The following is a 17,961-nucleotide window of genomic DNA, read 5'->3' as shown; positions in this document are numbered from 1 at the left end:
GTTTTATAAAAAAATGAATTAGCAAAAAGATAGTATTTGTAATTAGTGCAGCATCTTTTTTACTCCACTTTTTAATTTAAGGCTTTTTCCATTCCCGACAAACGTACCTTCCAGGCCTTTCGGAAGCGTTATTGTTCCGGTTATTTTCTTATTCTTTTTTTGCTCAAGATTTATCTTAATCTCTCCCAGTCGGTGCGGAACAGTACCTTCCACCCACTCCAAATCTCCTAAATGCGGTTCAATACGTACTGTTTTAAATCCAGGTGTTGCGGGTTCGATTCCACAAACCAACGAAAAGAAATAATATGCCGGCGATGCACTCCATGCATGACAATCTGATCGGGTTGGATCCGCTTTTTCAGGGAAAGTTGTTAAACCGTTATCGATTAAATTGCTTAATGGGCTTAAAGTTTTTACGTACATATCTCCCAAACCAACTTTTTTCATTGCTTCTACCTTATAAAAGTCGAAATAGTAAGAGGTTTGCGATATTTCTTTATCACTTAAAATCCGCTTTATGAGTTCTTTTTGCTTTTCGGTATTGTATGAATTAGTTAACACGGCCAGTATATTGGCATGCTGACTAAATGTTTCCTTATCAGGGGTATCAGCCAACATTTGCTTTTCCTCATCCCAGCAATTATCCAGTATTGCTTTTTGTGTTATTTGTGCTTTTTGTGCCCACTGTTTTTTTACTCCCGGCATTCCATAGGCGTCAAATATTGCCAATGCTTTCTGAATTGTATATACATACTGCAGCCCAATTACTGAAGAGTACTGTTTTTCTTTTGTCAACGGAGGATATCCGGTTTGCCATTCGTCTACCCAATCAACAAAAAGCCAGCTTTCCAGTTTCCCCAACATGCCATTGCTTTCAACTCTTTCATCGTACCAATTAAGAATTTCAAGTATCGATGGAATCATTTTTTGAATAAACTCATCATCTTTACAATGCATCATGTAATCAGAAACCATTGTTATCCAGACCAAAGAAAACGTAGCGATAATCTGAGGCGAGCTACTTGGATAACGCGATTGAGTAAGTCCAAAAGGTAAACGTGAATCATAATAATCTAAAATAGCGTCTTTCCAAAGCAGAGTATCTCCTGAAGTATAAGCCGTAATGAGTCCCTGAATACGAGTATCGCCGGTATATTGAAGCTGTTCATAGTAAGGACAATCGAAGAAAGTTTCGCCAGCACACAAACGTTGGGTACGCCAGGCAACATCAAAAATCCGATTAAGTTGGGGATTATCGCACTTAAATTCAGATTTTAATGAAAGAGGATACGCGGTAAACTCACTTTTAAACTGTTCTAAAACCAGCGGCTCATCCTTTGTTGTTATTTCTAATTCCACGTAACGAAAACACCTCCACCAAAGCGGTTCAAAGTATCGATTGTCGCCGCCATCGGGCTCTATAACATCGGAATTCCCCCACATTACTTTCCCTTCCACCACATCGCGGTTGCCTTTATCAAAAGTAGGCTCGCCATCTTTTGGAATAAACAGGCTTTCAGCATAAGTAATTTTTATCGTACCATTAGCTCCCTTGCTGTAAATTAGTTGCGGATAAGCATTTGTTAAATGCCCTTGGTCGAGCAATATTTTAGCCGTTGTGTTAGCTGGTATTTTTACGACTTTATCTCCTATAATCAGTCCCTCGGCATTTTTAATACCCACTGTTCTTCTCACCGCTGCAAAAGTTTGCAGTTTGGCCTCCATCATTGGAATAGAACGGGGAAATAGCATCCTTTTGCCTAATCGACCTGTACCAGAAAGGCTTTTTAAGGTTGCTCCATTTGTTCCTTCTTGCGCATGTTCCCATGTACTGTACTCGTCTGACATCTCCCAATTCCAAGGATGCAGATTTCCTATGAACATCTCACCTGGTCCTGATGCGTAGTATCGTTTAAGGTGTGCTATTTTATAAAATGAATAAGCCTTATCGACTGTAACTCTCCAGCTTTTATCTGTATTGATGGCTTTTTCTTTTTCAGTATTTCCTTGTACAATTAATCCTGTTTCGTATGACATTTGAGCGGCAGGTTTTAACTGGCCCATATTCCATACTTTTGCGGCGATGTGGTTCTCACCTTGTTTTAAATAGGAAGCAATATTTATGGTTTCGAACAGCCACCGGTTTAAATCAGAGCGAGCTGGTCCCCTTGCAACGACTTTTCCATTAATGTATAAAATGTATCTGTTATCTGCCGATAAGTTGATGATATATTCTTGTGGGGCTACCTCAAATGTCAATACTTTTTTAAATAGAAATACCCCAGCTTCCTCACCGGCTATTTCTGGATGAGTAATCCATTTGGCTGTCCACTCTTCTGTTAACAAATCGGGATTAATTTCATTTCTCTTTTGGGCATTTAAGCTTAGAACAAAAAGCAAGCTTACGAATGTTAAAATACTATTTTTCATACTAAAAAGTTCATTATTAGTTGTTCTTATTCATTCTGTAAAACCTCCGACAAATTCATCCGGAAAGCATTGGCTGCAATAAGATGAATAACAAGAAATATTAGAGCAAAAAGCAGAATTACAGGAAGCGCAAACATCCAAAAATTTAAGTTGATTCGGTAAATATAAGATTCGAGGAACCAATACTGATAACCATACCAGGCCATTGGTATGGCAATTAGTACGGCTAAAATTACCTGCATCGAAACTTCTTTTACCAATAATTTGGAAACATCAACCATCTCGGAACCCAGAGCCTTACGAATCCCTATTTCTTTCATTCGCTGACTAATCGTAATCAATATTAGCCCCACTATGCCAATAACAGCAATAAGAATGGCAAGTATAGAAAACAATCCAAATACAAACGAAAATGTTTTGTCTGGTTTTAAATCAATCCTCATTTTTTCGTCTAGTAAGAAATAGTCGAACGGTTGGTCGGGAAAACTTTCGCGGTACATTGCTTCCAGTTTTGGCAATAACAAGGCAATGTTCCCCTGTGATCCAGCTACAAATTTTAGCGTTAAAAATTTCTTCTTCGAATCGTCAAGTGTAATTACAGTTGGAACCGCTTCGTTTTTAATCGATTTGTAATGAAAATCATCTACAACACCAATAATCCTAAGCTCTTTCCCACGGCTCACAACTATTTTATCAACCGCCTCTTCGGGCTCTGAATAACCGAGGCGCTCAATTGCCTGAACGTTCATTAATATATTTCCCTGTTCGTTTTTTTCACCTTCATAAAAAGTACGTCCGGCTAAAAGTTCCACATTGTAAAACTCAACAAATTGCTCATCCACAGCAATTTGAAAATAACCGTTATTGTCTGAATTATCGTATCCTTTTCTTTTGCATCCAAACCAGTTTTCAATCTCCTGACCCGGCACGTCAGACGAGAAGGTAAAATTCTCTACTTCTGGAAGTTGAATTAATTTATCTTTCAATAACAAAAGTTTACGGTGGAGATTTTCCTGCGCTTCGCCGGTTCGTGGTGCACTTATCACCAAACTCTGCCGGTAATCCACGCCCATTTCTTTTTCCATTAAATAATTGGCCTGGCGGGTGGCTACCATTGTTCCGCACAACAAAACAACCGAAATAATAAACTGAAGTGTTACCAGTCCTTTTCTGAAAAATATCGCTTCGCCTGTATTTTTAAATTTCCCTTTTAATACGGTTACAGGCTGATACGACTGAAGTATTAATGCCGGATAAACACAAGATGCAAAAATACCTACCCCAAAAACAATTAATCCGGTAGTTAAAAAAGTACTATGATGAAACAGGCTAAAATCGCCGATTTGCGTAACGGTTTTAAACAATGGATTTAAGATGAAAAACAGAATCAGGGTTATTACCAGGCAAAAAAGGTTAAACAAAAAAGCTTCGCTAAGAAACTGGAGCACCAGTTTTATTTTTGAAGCCCCGTTTATTTTTCGAATACCAATCTCACGCGCTCTTTCAATGGAACGGGCAGTCATTAAATTCACATAATTTATCCAGGCCACAATCAACAGAAAAATTGAAAAGCCCCAAAGGATAGTAATAATCTTTCCATTACCGGGTGGCTCGGTTTCATATTCAATATTCGATGTTAGATGAATATCGCGCAAAGGCTGCAGATAGAACACATCTCTTTTGTTTTGTGCATCGAGTCTGTCTTTATAGTTGGCAGCAATCATTGCAGGAAACGCCTTATTGTTAAATGCCAAATAATCTGTTCCCGGTTTTAATTGCAAGTAGGTTGTACCGTAGTCGTATCCCCAGTTAGAGCGATACCAGGGATTTTGCTGATACAAGGTTTCCATAGAAAACAGGAAATCGGTTTGAAGAATTGAGTTTTTAGGTATATTCTCGTATACTCCACTTACCGTATAATCTTCATTTCCATTCACCCGCAGTATTTTTCCAATCGGATCTGATTCTCCAAAATAACGTTTTGCAGCACTTTTTGAAATCGCTACTGTAAAAGGTTGTTGCAGACAAGTTTTTGTACCCTGAACCAAAGGAATGGTAAAAACCTCGAACATGGAAGAGGTGCCATAATAGGTCTTTACCTCCTTGTAAAAAACTTTGTTCCCTACCTCATCGGTATGAGATACAGTGATGTGGTATTTAGGGGTTATCCTTGCATGATTTTCCACCTCATTGTAATTGTCTTTCATCCATTTACCAGTAGGGAAAAAACAATTGGCAGTCTCCCACAACAATTCATCGCCGCGATAACGGTTATAAGCTACACGGTATATTTCATTCTCATTTTCGTGGTGGCTATCGTAACTGCGCTCGTAATACACATATTCGAGAATGAACAAGGAACTCAATATTCCGGTTACCAGTCCAATTACATTGATTATGGATATTAACTTGTCTCTTTTTAAGTTTCTGTAAAAAAGTTTTAGGTTGATAAAATTCATGGTTCTAGTCTATTTGTTTATTAAATTTTAGAAATCTTTCAAGCAAAATTGAAATATACAGACTGATATCTTTTGAATATTTGTTTCAATTTTTTGTCGATTTGTTTCTTCAAAAAAATAGTTATCAGAAATTGTAAAAACATTTTACACAAGCGTCAAATACTTTTACAACAAACTAATTATAAGCTACTTGACTTAACAAGTCTAATATCAGACTTTAATCCCATTTCTTCCGGTTCTGTCAATTCGATCCAACGTTTGGCCACACTATTTTCGGTTAACGAATTAGCATAATTTGCCAAAGTGGTAGTATACTTGATTTGTACTTTGTTTTCGCCTTCCGTTAAAACATTTTTAGGGATCGAATACAAATGCCTCCCCCACCAACACACGCCTAGTTCAACGTTATTGATTTTTACTTCGGTAATTTGTTTTTCAATACCAAGATCTAAAAACACCCAATTGGTTTCGTCCAATTCAATTGTAGTTTCATAATCAACTTGTCCTGCAAAAGTTGCTATCCGATTGTCAGCATGACCTCCAAACTCAAATAATTTATTGCTAGTCATCTCGAATAAATCGCCTTTAAATGGCTTAAATTTTATTTTCCACTCGTTCTCAATAATCAAGCTTGAATTCTCGTCCGGATAAAGTTGTTTATCAACTTCCCCGTCCTCGTATTTTTCCAGAACAACAACCATCGACTCAAGTGGCTGCAAGCGAACATTGACAGCTCCGGCTTGTTCTGTTGGTAAAATAAAACGCTCACCCGTTTGTGGCTCCCAACGCCATGCAGTTTTTGTGGTGCTATCAAATTTTGCATTAAACTCTTGCCCTTTTGCCTCATCCTGATTGGAGAAAAAGAATATTTCGCCACCATCACTTTGGTGCTTCAGTACATAAAGTTTTTCATCAATATTATCAATGGACACCCCTGCTTGTAAACCAAATGTGTTTTTAATATTAAGGGCCCAATTGGTTACCAACATCGCATTTTTAGGTGCATCTTCCACCAATACATTCGTAAATGCAAAAATTTTGTACATCAATTCCTGTACCTCCTTATCGCCTTTTTCTTTTTCAAAATACGATGGGGTTTCCGAGGGAAGTTGATCAACAAAAAGGAATTTAACCCCCTGTTTTGCTAACTTATAAATTGCACTTGCGGTTTCGGGCAAAATCGCCTCTGCACCTGATACAATTACCAGCTTGTAACTTGCTTCTTCGCTTTTTAATTCTTTGCCATCAACCGAAGCCCGGAGCAACACTCCCTCGTTAATGTAGTCGGCAGCAATGCCAATGCGGCTAAAGCCTTCCCATAAATCGTGGTTGTACCAAGGGTTTTTATAAAAAGGTGTACGCATAAGCCCCCACTCTTTCCAAATATCAGCTTCAGGCGTCAGAATCGCCACGTCGGTTACCGGTTTTGTATTTTGAAAAAGCGAAGATAACCTTGCATTATATTCCGACCACTTTTTAAAATAGGGCCACCAGGTATTTTGGTCGCTAAAGTAGGCACCGTAACGCACCCAGCCGGGAAAACCTGCCTCGGGTGGCGAATAGTTATACCCGTGCAGAATTGAATGATTGATACCCGAAACAAAGTTGAAGTCATCGTTCTTTTTAATAGTATCGAGTGTGGTCTGGAAAACGCCCCTTGTGTTTGTCATTGCTTCGCTGCTTACCACTTTTGCACCGGATAGGTGTGCGGCCGACGAGGTGTATTTGTTCCATATCCAGTATCCGTGCGACTTGGCATCGGGAGAATACAGCCAGTTGTTACTTTCAGGAATATCCACCATGCGATATCCATCGAGCATGCCCATCAACCATGGCATACCGTAAGCCTGGTAACGGCTTTTCATGCCGTGTTCGTTTGCCCATTTATGAAATGTATTTATAAAACGTTCGAGAAAAAGTTCAACCAGCGTTTTATTAAAATCGTAGCGAATTCGTTTTATGTCCTGAACAAATTCAGCTTCGTAATTTAAAGACTCGGTGTAGCCCTTGTAGGGATGATAATAAACCAGAGGAATAAAAGGTTTCAAATTGTAACCCCGGCGTTTTTGAAACTCTTCAAAAAAATCATCGGTTAAATTGGCGCCCGAAAGTTCAATACTATCGCAAAACAAAGAGCGGATGTGGTCGCCTAACTTGCCTCCCAGTTCCGGCTCCAGGGCATTTGCCAGTTTATCCATGTAGACCCGCACATCATCGGCATCGTAATGATTTACCACCGGTCCTTTTGACCCGGGGGCACCGTGCATTACAGTACGGTAAGCACTTTGTTTGGTTCCGATGTAAAGGTCGTGTTTACCTTTGGGGACTATAATCTCAATTGTACCGTTCGCATCAACTTCGGCCATTAAATCAACCAGCTCTGCTTCACTGTTTGCTCCGTGTGGTATTAATTGTAAAAAGAAAAGTTCGGCATCCGGTGCATCGGGATTTTTGTGAGCCCCGTCATTACCCGGCAATTGCCATTCGTTCTTAATCGTCAATGAAACCTTTTGAGTGCCATTATATTCGATTTTACGAATTCCAACCCCCTGTAAAAATTGGTCTTCCGTTAAAAACTCACCTCCAAAGGGCCAACCCGATCCCATTATCATATCCACAATAATATCGCGTTTTTTAGCCATTTCAATGGTTCCTTTTACGCGATTGTTCCATTCGGGACTGAGCCAGTCGTAACATTCACAGTCATTGGTTTCAGCATCATCGGGCATGGCAATCGGATTAATTTCAATACCACCAATTCCGGCTGCCTGCATTACATCCAACTCCCTTTCCAACTCTTCCAACTCAATACAATCGCCATTCCACCACCAACGAACAAATGGTTTGGCACTTGCCGGTGGATTGGCAAAAAGCTGAAATAAACTATCATTCGATATGGTTGCATTTTCAGCAAGCGCATTCTTTTGCAACCATTGGCAAGCGCCAAAGGGTAATAAGACACTGCTACCTCCTGCAATTAAGGAGTTTTGAATAAATTTTCTTCGGTTTATCATGGTTAATCGGTTTTAAATGGGCTATAATAATTCTCAAATTTCAATATGATCTCAATTAATAGAAGTTATTTCTAATGGCTTCAAGAACTTTCAATATCTGAAATGGCTCCATTCTTTGGGTATAATCAGGTTCCACATGCCTTGCAACAATTTTCCGGTTGGTATCTATAATAAATGTTGCAGGCACAGGTAATGTTTTTGAACCATCACCATTCAATAGCGTCAAATCACGTCGCTTATGATAATCCTCTCCCGGATCAAATTGAAGATTGTATGCCTTAATAACCTCCTGTGTTACATCGCTGAGTACTTCAAAACCCAGTTCGTTTTTTTCTGTAATTGTAAGGGCATCATCTGGTTTCTGCGGACTAATGGCCAAAACCTCAGATCCATATGATTTTATCTCAGGAAGGTGTTTCTGTATTTCCCGTAAATCGAGGTTGCATATCGGGCACCATTCTCCCCTGTAAAACTTCAAAATCACAATTCCTGATTTAAGCCTTTCGGAAAGTGTTATTTGCTCACCCAATGCGTTAGGCAGTATAAAATCAGGTGCTGTATCGCCAACAGCCAAACCTTTTATGTGCATCGCGCTATTTACAACCAGCTTTTGAAAATCCTTTAAATGTTCCATTTTATCATTTTTTTAACGACCAGCATTACCCTCTATTGATTGTTTAGTATTTGTACCGGCCCTATTAAGCCTGAAGGCAACAGTTTCGAGTTTTTGGTAAACTTTCGGATATTGGTTTGTGTGTATTTCAGAGAATCAGGCAGAAATTCATCACCAATCAACCGGTTAGGCCACAGGTTTACCACATCTATTTCCAGTTGGTTTTCCTTTTCTTTTAATGCTGAAGATATGTTCACGCGGAACGGTTTTGTCCAAACTACACCCAAATCTTTGCCGTTTAATCGTACTTGAGCAACTTCATGCACTTTCCCCAGGTCGATAAAATAAGCAGCACTATCTTTTTGCCAGTTTGCCGGTATATCAAACGTTTTATGGTAGGTCGCTTTTCCCGAGTAATATTTGATTCCGGTATTACTATTTTGTGACCATTCACTTAATTCCTGAAAAGTCACTGATTCGGGACCGCCCCAATTGGGATTGAATTGTACTTGCCAGTCGCCTTCAAGTTCCTGCACCGTTTTATAAGTTGGCCAGTCTGATTTTGTGTTTTGCAATGCAATTGGTTCCCTAAAAACAATAAAATACGAACCGCACGGATCAAATTCAATGGGGATTATTGTTCTTCCGTTTTCCACTTTAAAATTGCTAAGTTTCCGAATTTCGCCGGTTACGGGATTCCAGACTTCGGGCTGTTTGCCAGCTACCCGGAAGGTGCATTCAACCTTTTCCACCGGCTGCCACCGACTGCTTATAAAATAAATATTGGCATCATCCGTTTTACGATGAATAAAGTCAATTACGCCATGCTCGCTCACTCCCGAAACTTCGAAATCGGGCTGAATATTCATTTGCATCAACACCTCACGAATGGTTGCATTCCACACAAACCGACCTTTACCCAATCGGTACACACCATTACTTTGGTTGTTCCAGATACTTTTTACCAATTGGTTATAGGTTTTGGCATCATCGTTTAGTCCGATAAACGACCGTGAAGGCTCACCAATAATCGTAGCTCCCTGCTTGGCCAATTCAACCAACTTTTGTAATGCTTTTAACGAAAGTGGCGTGTCTTTGTCAATGGCTAATACTTTATAGTTCATACCATCGGGTAATAACAACAAACCATCTTTTACCGACAGACGGGTGAGCAGAACATCTTCGTTGCATTTATCGTAATCGTATCCATTTCCCAGCGATGCAGGCGGATTCTTCAAGCCATCAGCCCATTTGAAAGCATCGGCATCGGAGCGAATGCCATGACCTTTGTAAAAAAGTACATCGGCAGCAAAATTTCCTTGCTGTAGCATATAAGAGCAACGTGACAGATAATCAACAAAAGCCCCGGATTGATTCCACCAGGTAATGTTTCGGTCGAAATGAGTTCCGGCACTGTGGGTTAAACCCGGCACATCGGTAACCGATGGACGGTGGCTAAAGGTGTGAAAACAAATCCAGTTTAGTCCATCACAAAAAGCCTGGTCGGCAGCGGCCTTCATCATAAATGGAGAAACCTCCCAATTGGGACCCACCGAGGTGAACGATTCGGCAAACACTTGCTTGATACCATAAGTATGAGCTGACGTTGCTGCTTCGCGCACCAAAAACCGACCACTGGGTTGTTCACGATGAGGCGAAGGCATCCAGAACTCGCCCATAGCTACATCGCATTTGCTAACACATTTTTTTAAATCGGTTTGATACTGGTGCGGGCCTGCAGCCTCGGCATAGGAAAGCAACCCATTTTGGTGAGCCACATCGCGTTGATGTTCGTAGTGGTGCTCCGAAATTAAATCACTGATTGTTAGTTTAAAATCATTTTGAAAACGTTCACTTTCTTCTGCGGAATTAATTGTTTCCCCGACCAAAACTGGCAGGAAATTATTAATATCGTAACCCCTCCGATTTTTAAATTCATGGGCAAAATGTTTGGTCCAGTTCGGATCGCCTGCCTCCCAGCTGTCGCACTCCACATAGCTGAAAGCCAGGCGTTCCTCGGGGCTCATCTCGCTCAATAGTAAGCCGGCTGTATTTTTCCAGTGCATGTCGAATACTTCTTTGCTTAAATGATCGATGTAAAACACCCCATTAAGGTTTCTTCCGGTAGGGCGATAACCAAAGCGAAGGATGCGCCACTCACCTGCCGGAGCATTCCAGTGAAGTGTCCCGGTCTCATCCAACTGTTTCGTCAGATCGACCACCTCATTTTCGCGAATTATTGCTTTAGCCGGAATGGCTAAAAGGGCTATATCGGTGTAAAATGAATTCTGCGCTTTTTTCACTACTTCATTTTCGCCCTGCCTTTTAGTTTGCACCGGCTTGTGTGGTTTATCCAATCTTAAATTCAGAATTTTACTTCCTGAAATCAGGGTATCGCCCCAAAAAACTTCCTGTTGTCCAAATTCCGGCGTTACCCAGGGAGCTGCACAACCTGCAGGGCCAATAAATACGCCAAAATCGAGGCCAAGCCGCCCTGCCTCTTTCGATGCAAAACGCACCATATCACGCCATGGTTTCGACCACATCTCCATCGTTTCTTTGGGTTGATTCAAATGTCCTCCTTTGTATTCATCAGTAAATTCATACCTGATTTCAGTAGAATCAATGATGGTTTTCTTCTGCCATTTATTGGGACCGAACGGAGCAACTCCGCCATCCAACACCATACACCCCGAAAGTCCCTTAGCTTTCATTTCTTCCAAATCGAGCGTAATAGCTTCTTTTGTGGTTGGAGTTTGCAGCCACCACCACCAGGCTTGCGGGCGGGTTTCATGAGGTGGATTTTTAAATTGAGCTTCAAAATCTTTATCTGTTGATAGTGCACAATTTTCTGGAACCGATTTATTGCTGAACTTACATCCAGCTTCAAACACAAATAGAAAACAGATCGAAATAAAGTAGAGGTTCTTCATACTTTTTAAACTTGTAATAGGTTATAAATATCCTTCAAATAGCGTTAATAAATCCCAACTTCTTTCGAAATAATGATCCTCACTGGCCCGAGCAAACCCGAAGATAACAAGTCGGAATCTTTATTCCAGTGTTTAAACGCAGCAAAAGTTACCCGGGCGCCTGGGCGCTCAGTTCTTTGTAAAAGCCACTCCGGCCATTCTGCCACATTTGGCCCTTTGCGTTTATAGTTTAGAGGCAGTTGTTCATCGCCAATCAGCCGGTTCGGCCAAAGGTTGGTAATTCTTACTTCGAGCGTATTCGTACCTTCCTGTACAGCGTCATTAATATTAATGCGGAAGGGCGATTTCCAAAGGACACCCAGATTTTTGCCATTCAGAATAACTTCGGCAATTACTTTAACATCGCCCAAATCTAACTGCAAAGAATGATCGGTTTTAAGAAGACCAGCCGGAACAGTGAAGTGCTTATGATAGCTTGCCGTTCCTGAGAAATAGCGAATGTCATCATCTTGAAAAGTCGACCAAGAGATAAGTTGCTCAAAATTTTCCTTAGTGTCATTTGCCGTTTTCGATGAAAAGCTCACCTCCCAGGACCCAATCAGTTCAATAGGTTCAGGAACATATCTCACCTGAGTCGCTTCAGTTTTCCCTGATGAAGTGGTAGCTGTTAATTTGCCGGCGTAAGGTGTTACCCAATACACTTTTCCGTTTCCGGTAATAAGCTTTGATTTGGGAATGGCTTGTGCGAAACTTAGCGTACCGCCTTCATCAACTTTAACCGAGTGCGGTTCACCATTTGTGCTGTAAACCACGTGCAGTGATTTTTTGCCGCTTACAGACCTTTCATTCACCAAACGATCGTCAACCGGAATATCCAATTGTCCGGAAGAAACCTTTTCCCGAATATGTGCAGTCACATCATAAACCGGATTACCGGCAGGGATACCGGGCACTCCCCGTTCAAACTTCCCAAATACAGCTTTACGGATTTTCAACTCCTCTTCGCCTCCTGGCTCCACTACCATAAACTCGGTTTCCATTGCATTTTTCGCCAGAACAACATCGCCAAACTGGTATTCCAATCGCAACTCCTTTTTGTAACCCGGTGCCGGATCGCATGAACACAGCTCACGACTTGCACGTACCTGCAACCTGTTATTCTGAACACTGTTCGCTACAGCTTCAGTGACATCAACCAAACCATCGGGCAAAAATGTTCCGTATTCAGCTTTTACAATTTCAAGATCTGGAAGTATACGGGCTTCAAGCTTTTCAATTTTTATGTAGGCATTTACAATATGATCGGGAGAAATAACCGGTTGCGAAAACACAACAAAAACAGAACCTTCCGACTCCAATTGAAGAAGCACACTTGTGGTTCCATCGCCATTATCCTTCCATACCGGGGCTAAGGTTATTTCACCTGTTTCAGCATCCCATATTTCGGGCTGTTTGCCTGCCACCCGAAAACGACATTCATTAACCCAACTCTCTTTTTGTGCGTTTGCCACAAAATAGATATCCGCGTCTTCCGTTTTTCGGTGTATAAAACTGATTTTTTTACTGTTTCCGTTTACCACCGTAAAGTCTGGGTGTAATTCTTCATTTTTTAGGAATTCCAACACTAAACCTGTTCTAATCTTTCCTTTATCCCATAATTCGTAAGCCAGCTGCTGAACCTTCGCGTCGCATTCGGGAAAGTTATGAAGACTGGGTGATTTTTTTGGTTTTGAGCCAATTATGGTCGCTCCGTTACGTGCGAGGGTTGCCAGGCTTTTCAGAAAATCAACTGTCATCCACTCTGTTGCAGGAAGTATTAAAGCCTTATAAACATCACCAAACGGCGTATAAATCAGCCCATCCTTTACCGTTAACGAAGCCAGTTTATTGGCACCAATCAAATCGTAATCATATCCATGGGCTTTTAGCTCGGGCATCAGTAATGCATCGTTTGGCGACGATTCCCCGGTAAAGACCAGCAAATCGGCAACCGTTCTGCCCTGCTGTAGTAAATATTGTCCCCGCGCCAAATAATCGAGAAAAGCTTTGCCCTGCGTCCACCAGGTGTTCAGTCGGTTGAATTCAATTCCGAAAGGCCCCAATGTTAGTCCGGGCGCCACATCCCAGGGCTGATGAACAAAGCTATGAAAAACAAAGCGGTTAATACCTTGAGCCCAGGCCATATCGCCAATAGCCTTAAAATTGGCCGGATGCCGCAACCAGCCACCCATATCGGTAAAAGCTTCGGCTCCAACAATAGCGCTGCCATTCAATTTGGCAATAGAAGACACAAATTTTGGAGAATCGAAAAAAGCCAGTTCACCACTCCAAAATTCACACATCACAACATCGCCGGTGGCACCTACCTGCATATTATCGAAGGGCCCCCAATAGGGTTCTACAAAAAACTGCAGGTTGTTTGCATGGCATTTGTTTCGGAAATAGCCGTAGTAGTTTTCAGCAATCAAATCGCCAATGGTTCGCCTGAAATCCCAAAGGAAACGTTCGCTTATTTCTCCACTTTCTACATAATAACCAGCCAATGCTGGCAAGTAAAGCGAACAATCATATCCCCGGAGTCGTTTGAACTCCCGATCAAAACCATCCGTCCAATTGGTCATTCCTACCTCGTAACTATCAATCAGGCAATTTTTGAGCACCGTTCCAACCAGGGTATCCAGTTTTTCAAAAATAGGGCTGATGCCGCCTTTCCAAAACACATCAACAGCTTTTTTGCTCATTTTGTCGCATTCCAGTCCGTTACCACCTTCAGAACCAAATACATTTAACTTTCCAGTTGGCGTATGACCGATGCGCAGGAGTATCCAGTCACCATCGGGAGCATCCCATACCAGTTTCCCATCTGGTGAAACTTTCGAAGTTAAATCAACAATATCTGCTTTGTGTACCACTGCTGATTCCGGGATTATTTTTGCATCAGGCGCCAAATGATTACGTACCCTGCCCGACAGGTTTTTGACATCAATATCCTCAATAAGCTGATCATTTCCAGGCTTTGGAAATGCCAGTATGGCAATGTCTTTATAGTAATTTAACCGAGTCTCCGGTTGGGGTAAGAAATCATTAAACAACTGGCCACCGGCTAATGTAATTTCACTGAATACCAAAACCTGCATGGCGTATTCGGGTGTAATCCACGGACCTCCACTCGATGACCATCCGGGGCCATTGTGGAACGTTAACTCCATATTTAAACGTTGGGCTTCCAACGCCGCAAATTCAAATAAATCCAACCACTCATCACTTAAATAAGAAGCCGGTCCCTTTGGGTTTCCGAGATTCACATTAAATAGCTGCGCCTCCTGTATACCAACAGCTTTCATCGCCTCCAAGTCGGCAGTTATCCCTTCGCGCGAAACGTTACCATTTATCCAGTGCCACCAGGTACGGGCTTTTGCCTCGTTGGGTGGATTTTTAAAGCCTTGTTCAAGTGAGGTATTTTGTGCTAGCAGACCTGATAAGGACAGGAAAAACAGTAAAGCTAACGTGATAGTTTTAGTCGGCAATGGCATAAAATCATTTTTTTAGTTCATTTTCAAACTTATCCGAATGAATTCGGTTTTAATATAAGAGGCGATTCATGCTATTGAACAGCTTTGTCAATTGTGAACAATTAACTCAGATTGAAGAATCTGTTCAACTTTTTATAAACAATATCTTATCCATTTTTTCTATTTACAGTTTTGTTTCAAAAGCATAACTACCAGGTTGCACCTCCAACTCAAAACTATTTTCAGTCTTTTTCAAATGTTTTGCATCCGCATCATCAGCGAACACATTTCCATCCAAAATCAAACGCTCAGCAGTATTTCCCGGAATCACGATTTTCGCTGTTGTATTTGGAGGCACGGTAGCTGTTAGTTTAAATATTCCATCTTCTGTTTTCCATGACGAACTCACTATTCCATAAGGGCTTTTATAACTTGCGTTGGCTGAAGTCAGTTGTCCTCCCAACAAAGGAGCTATCTCTATTTCTTTGTACCCCGGTTTAATAGGTTTAATTCCTGCTATCCGTTCATACATCCATTGTCCAATGGCACCATAAGCATAGTGGTTAAACGAATTCATACCTCCTTTATTAAAACCATCTTTGTGGGTATAGCTGTTCCAACGTTCCCACATGGTAGTTGCACCCTGATTAATGGAATAAAACCACGAAGGGTATGTTTCCTTAAACAGCATTTCAAACATCAAATCGGGTCGTCCAATTTTTTCAAGAACCGGAGCTAAAAGCGGAGTACCCAAGAAACCCGTACGCAAATGATTATCGGCCTTTTTAATTTCGGCCAGTAAATGAGGGATGGCTTTTGCTTCCATTTCAGGAGTAAGCAAATCAAAACCAATGGCCATAAGATAAGCTGTTTGTGTAGATTTTCCCTTGCTCACACTTCCTTCCGCATTGAAAAACTGATTTTGGAATGCTGTCTTTATTTCGTCAAGCCATGTTTGCAACATTGCCACATCACCAGTTAATCCCAATACTTTGGCAGTTTGCAGGGTCAATTCAACCGATCGGGCATAATAAGCCGTATTAATCAATTTCTCGTCTGTTTCACCTTTACGCTCATCAGTGGGATGTTCAGAGAATGGTTGAAGCCAATCTCCATAGGTAAACATATCGACGATATGATTTTCAGACACCGACTTGTAATAATTTACCCAGCCCAACATCGTATTATAACTGTCTTCAAGGATCTTTTTATCACCTGTTCGCCAATAAGTTTCCCACGGAATTATGGTTGCCACATCTCCCCAACCGGATGAAACACGTCGTCCATCAATATCTGGCACTACTATTGGAATCGAGCCATTATCGCGTTGATCCTCACGCACACTTTGCATCCAACTTGCCCAAAAAGAATGTGCATCGGCAATAAATAATGAGGTCGGGATAAATACCTGCGCATCACCGGTCCATCCGGCACGTTCATCTCGTTGCGGGCAGTCGGTAGGAATATCCAGAAAATTACTTCGCAATCCCCATTCAATATTACTTTGTAATTGATTTAGTTTTTGATACGACGAGGAAAACGTCCCATTTTTTTCAAAATCAGAGTATTGAACCAATCCTGAAACCCAGGTTTCATCGGGCTTTTTATTTTCATCAAAACCACTTAACTCAACATACCTAAACCCGTGAAACGTAAATTTAGGTTTCCATTCAATTACGCCATCTTTTGCCGGTAAATAAAAATCAGTAGAAACTGCACTTCTATAATTCTTAGTGTATATCTCACCATTGGGCTGAAGCATTTCTGCAAATCGTATTTTTACTTTTCGCCCTTTTTTAACAGGTATATTTACTTGAGCCACACCTGCCATATTTTGTCCTAAATCAAAAACAAAACTTCCTTTCTTTGGCTCAGTGATTTTCTTTGTTGGTAAAACTATTTTTGTTTTAACAATACTGTGGCGTTTTGGTGTCAGTTGTACGCTATCAGAAATTGACTCTTCTGTTACATCAGACCAGGTTTCATCATCAAAATCGGAAGTACTCCACCCAAGCATTTCCAAATTGGCATCATAACTTTCGCCATCGTATAAACTGGAATATTTTATCGGACCATTTGCATTTCCTGTCCATGAATTATCTGTTACAAATATTTCTTCCTCTCCATTTTTATATTTCACTTCGAGCTGGGCAAGAACCTTAGGGCTAGTTTTTGCATAACCGCGAAAAATAAAACGTCCGGCATACCAACCTTCGGCAAGTTCTATCCCTAATGTGTTTTCGCCTTTCTCAAGTACCGGGCTTACATCGTAGGTTATGGTCTCAATACGTTTTGAATAGGAAGTCCATCCTGGAGTAAGCACATCATCACCGATTTGTTGTCCATTAATATGTGCCTGAAATAAACCTAAGGCAGTTATGTAAAGACGGGCACTTTCAATGTCATCCTGTATTTTTATGCTTTTGCGCAAATACTGAACCTTATGTACTTTTTTCCCAATCTCAGGTACTTCTACAGCCGTATCGTTGGGCAGGCTAATCCATTTTGCTTGCCAATCATTGTTATTTAGTAATCCTACTTCAAAAAACGCAATCTCGCTCCATTTTGATTCATTCTCATTATCGTCCCAAAATTTAACTTGCCAATAAACCTTGTCGCGCGATGAGAGTTTTTTACCTTTATAGTTCACAAATAAACACTGATCTGTTTCCACTTTCCCACTTTTCCATAAATCGGCTTTATCAGGCAGCAGTTCTGGCGAACTTGCAACTACAATATAATATGCACTTTGTGATTGAACTCCGGTTGGTAATTTCCATGAAAAGGTTGGATTATTGGTGTAAAATCCAATTGGATTTGTAAAACCTTCAGCTATTTCCAAATCATAAGGTATCTGATCCTTATGATCCTTTTGGCATGAAAAAAGAAAAGTAAGCAAAATTCCAATGCTTAAAAATCTTACAAAATAGAGTTTATTGGCCATGGTTTATTGATTTACTATTGTTGTAGTTCCTTAAAGTTAATCGACTTCTTATAAAT

Annotated in this window: 7 protein-coding genes; all 7 read right to left on the bottom strand. The window is 40.8% G+C overall.

The genetic code is table 11. The annotated features are described in order from the left end of the window. Nucleotides 1-42: 42 nt before the first annotated feature. The 7 genes from LH29_RS14290 to LH29_RS14260 all read right to left on the bottom strand — a co-directional run bounded on the left by LH29_RS14290 (nucleotide 43) and on the right by LH29_RS14260 (nucleotide 17,905). Complete coding sequence (locus LH29_RS14290; RefSeq protein ID WP_045030913.1) at nucleotides 43-2,430, bottom strand: alpha-L-rhamnosidase-related protein; 2,388 nt, start codon at nucleotides 2,428-2,430, stop codon at nucleotides 43-45. A 26-nt stretch (nucleotides 2,431-2,456) separates the two neighbouring features. Next, nucleotides 2,457-4,889, bottom strand: a complete 2,433-nt coding sequence (locus LH29_RS14285) for an ABC transporter permease (protein ID WP_045030911.1) — start codon at nucleotides 4,887-4,889, stop codon at nucleotides 2,457-2,459. 179 nt (nucleotides 4,890-5,068) lie between these two features. Beyond that, on the bottom strand, nucleotides 5,069-7,903 hold the full coding sequence (locus LH29_RS14280) for a glycosyl hydrolase (protein WP_045030909.1): 2,835 nt from the start codon (nucleotides 7,901-7,903) through the stop codon (nucleotides 5,069-5,071). Nucleotides 7,904-7,958: 55 nt separating this feature from the next. Next, nucleotides 7,959-8,537: a peroxiredoxin-like family protein gene (locus tag LH29_RS14275; RefSeq protein WP_045030907.1), complete on the bottom strand. Its 579-nt coding sequence runs from the start codon at nucleotides 8,535-8,537 to the stop codon at nucleotides 7,959-7,961. A 32-nt stretch (nucleotides 8,538-8,569) separates the two neighbouring features. Then, nucleotides 8,570-11,449 (bottom strand): glycosyl hydrolase, encoded by a 2,880-nt coding sequence (locus tag LH29_RS14270; RefSeq protein WP_045030905.1) that lies wholly within the window; start codon nucleotides 11,447-11,449, stop codon nucleotides 8,570-8,572. Between the two features lie 44 nt (nucleotides 11,450-11,493). Next, nucleotides 11,494-14,982, bottom strand: a complete 3,489-nt coding sequence (locus LH29_RS14265) for a glycosyl hydrolase (protein WP_045030903.1) — start codon at nucleotides 14,980-14,982, stop codon at nucleotides 11,494-11,496. A gap of 163 nt (nucleotides 14,983-15,145) precedes the next feature. Next, the gene (locus LH29_RS14260) at nucleotides 15,146-17,905 is read right to left on the bottom strand and encodes a glycoside hydrolase family 78 protein (protein ID WP_045030900.1); all 2,760 of its coding nucleotides are present in this window, start codon (nucleotides 17,903-17,905) and stop codon (nucleotides 15,146-15,148) included. Nucleotides 17,906-17,961: the final 56 nt, after the last annotated feature.

The organism is Draconibacterium sediminis (assembly GCF_000949475.1).
In the GTDB taxonomy this organism is placed as follows: domain Bacteria; phylum Bacteroidota; class Bacteroidia; order Bacteroidales; family Prolixibacteraceae; genus Draconibacterium; species Draconibacterium sediminis.
This window is presented reverse-complemented; position numbering and strand designations above follow the sequence as displayed.